Below are 645 nucleotides of genomic sequence, written 5' to 3' on the forward strand. Positions count from 1 at the left end.
GACGGTCCGTCCAGCCCTTGACGAAAGTTTTGACCAGGTGATGGGCCCGGCAGTACAGCTTGGTGTTGGACGGATGCGTCGGCCCGGCGGGCCAGGGCGCGGTGTGGTCGATGTCGCAGCGTTCGGCTGGGGCGTCACAACCAGGGAACCGGCAGGTCAGATCACGCCACCGGATGAACTCCGACAGTGCCGCCGAGGGGCGATACCCTGGCTCACCCACACCGGCGGGATCCTCGGCCACCGCACGCTCGGCGGATTCGGCCGCCTCGCCGGGCTCGGCTGGCACCGGCAAGGGTACGGGTTTGATCTTGGCCGTAGCCGCCACCTTGCGCACGCTCTCGGCGGGCACGATGCCGTACCCGGGCAGATACCCCGGATCATTCGAAGTCCCGTCCACCGTGGATTGGTTGGCCAGCACATGCACCACCGCCGCATCCGCAGCGGCCCGGTTCTGAGCCGCCGCGCAATCCTGGCGCCCGCACCGGCACGGCAGTTGAGCTTCCAGCCGGGCCAACGGGCCGATCGCATCGGCACGCCGCTGCTCATGGGTGCGCGGATCGTGCTCACACACCGTGTCCGCCAACGCATCCAAACGCTGATCCAATGCCGCCCCGTCAACAGCATCGACATTGGCCCAGATCGTGG

At 68.2% G+C, this 645-nt stretch carries 1 protein-coding gene; it reads right to left on the bottom strand.

All coding sequences use genetic code 11. The annotated features are described in order from the left end of the window. Positions 1–645 (bottom strand): HNH endonuclease signature motif containing protein (locus E0T84_RS31590; RefSeq protein ID WP_138746427.1); only part of this gene is annotated, 645 nt, incomplete at both ends.

The sequence above is a fragment of the Mycobacterium sp. DBP42 genome (genome assembly GCF_005924235.1).
Lineage (GTDB): Bacteria > Actinomycetota > Actinomycetes > Mycobacteriales > Mycobacteriaceae > Mycobacterium > Mycobacterium syngnathidarum.